Origin of the sequence: Pseudomonas sp. K5002 (assembly GCF_013386655.1) — a bacterium.
In the GTDB taxonomy this organism is placed as follows: domain Bacteria; phylum Pseudomonadota; class Gammaproteobacteria; order Pseudomonadales; family Pseudomonadaceae; genus Aquipseudomonas.
Window position 1 is genome coordinate 1 of record NZ_JACARK010001146.1, and the last position, 1,702, is coordinate 1,702.

Here is a 1,702-nt window from a genome sequence, read left to right on the forward strand (position 1 = left end):
CCTGATCGAGCATGAACGCGTGACCCATACCGCGCTGGTGCCGCCACTGGTGCTGGTCTGGCTGGATGCCGCCCAGGCGCGCGGGCAGGGCCTGCCAGGATTGCAACTGCTGCAAGTCGGCGGCGCCAAACTGAGCTTCGAGGCTGCCCGCCGCGTGGAACCCACCCTCGGCTGCCGCTTGCAGCAAGTGTTCGGCATGGCCGAGGGGCTGATTTGCTATACCGACCCCAACGACCCACCGCAACGAGTCCTGCACACCCAGGGCAAACCCATGTCCCCGGGCGACGAAATCCGGGTGGTGGACGACAACGAACAGGACGTGATACAGGGCCAGGTCGGCCAATTGCTGACCCGTGGTCCGTACACGATTCGCGGTTACTACCGCCACCCTGCGCACAACGCCCAGGCGTTTACCACTGACGGTTTCTACCGCACCGGCGACCGGGTAATGCTCACCGACGACGGCTACCTGATGGTCGAAGGTCGCGACAAGGACGTGATCAACCGTGGCGGCGAAAAGATCGCCGCCGAAGAAGTCGAAAACCTCCTGCTCAGCCATCCTGCCGTCGCCGATGTGGCCTTGGTGGCGATGCCGGACGCCTACCTCGGCGAACGCACCTGCGCCTTCGTGATTCCCCGTGGCACGGCACCGCGCCCGCCGGAACTGCTGCGCCATCTGCGTGAGCAAGGGTTGGCGGCCTTCAAGCTGCCGGACCGCTTCGAATTTATCCCCGGTTTCCCGCAAACCGGCGTGGGCAAGGTCAGCCGCAAGCACCTGCGGGAGGCTATCCAGCAGCTGTATTTCGGGGCAAAACAACCTGAGGGAAGCGCCGCCCGTGGCTGATCAAGACTCGCTGCGTGAACTGCTCGCGCCTGTACGTGGCCGGTTGATCTGCGCCATGCTGCTGCAAGCCCTGGCGACCCTGATCGGCCTGCTGCCGTTGATCGCGGTGGCGGAGTTGGCGCCGTCGTTGCTGGACGGAAAACTCGATCTGCACGATGGGTTCTGGTGGTTGTTGGCCGGTGCGGGCGCTTTGCTGTTGCGCATGCTCGGGCTGGCTGCCGCCTTGCAGATGACCCACCTGGCCGACAGCGACCTGCAACGCCAGGTTCGCCAACGGCTGGCCGCGCATTTGGCGCGGGTTCCGCTGGCTTGGTTCAGCGCCCGTGGTGGGCAAAAAGTCGACCGTGTTTTGCTCGACGACGTAGGTGCGCTGCATCAACTGGTGGCGCACTTGCCAAACAACCTCGCCGCCGCATTGGTGGCGCCCCTGGCGTGCCTGTTGTACCTGCTGACGGTAAGTGTGCCGATGACCGTTGTGGTGCTGCTGCCTCCAGCGCTGGCGCTGTGGCGACTGCGAGCCTTGCGCTCCCAGGCTTATCGGGATGACCAGAAGGCACTGGGCGCCGCGCTGGGCAACCTGTCCCTGGCCACCCAGCAGTTTGTGCAGAGCATCGCCATGGTCAAGTCATTCGGCCGGGCCGATCGGGTGCAGTCAAAGTTCTTCGGTGCGGTGGAACGTTTCGCCAGTTTCTTTTCCTGCTGGGCCCAACGCTGGGCCGGGCTTGGGGCGAGTGTCGAGGTGCTGCTTTCGCCGTTGCTGGTGCTGGCCCTGGTGCTGTTGGGCGGTGCGTCGCTGGTGGCTGGCGGTTGGCTGATGCCGGTGCAACTGCTGCCGTTCCTGCTGCTGGGGCCGGCCCT

The 1,702-nt window shown here is 65.2% G+C and carries 2 protein-coding genes; both read left to right on the forward strand.

Annotated elements, in window-relative coordinates:
* Window positions 1–844: AMP-binding protein (locus tag HX846_RS34205; protein WP_178967149.1), on the forward strand; the 844-nt coding region annotated here is incomplete at its 5' end.
* On the forward strand, window positions 837–1,702 hold an 866-nt coding region (locus HX846_RS34210), incomplete at its 3' end, for an ABC transporter ATP-binding protein (protein ID WP_178967150.1). The genes HX846_RS34205 and HX846_RS34210, both read left to right, overlap by 8 nt.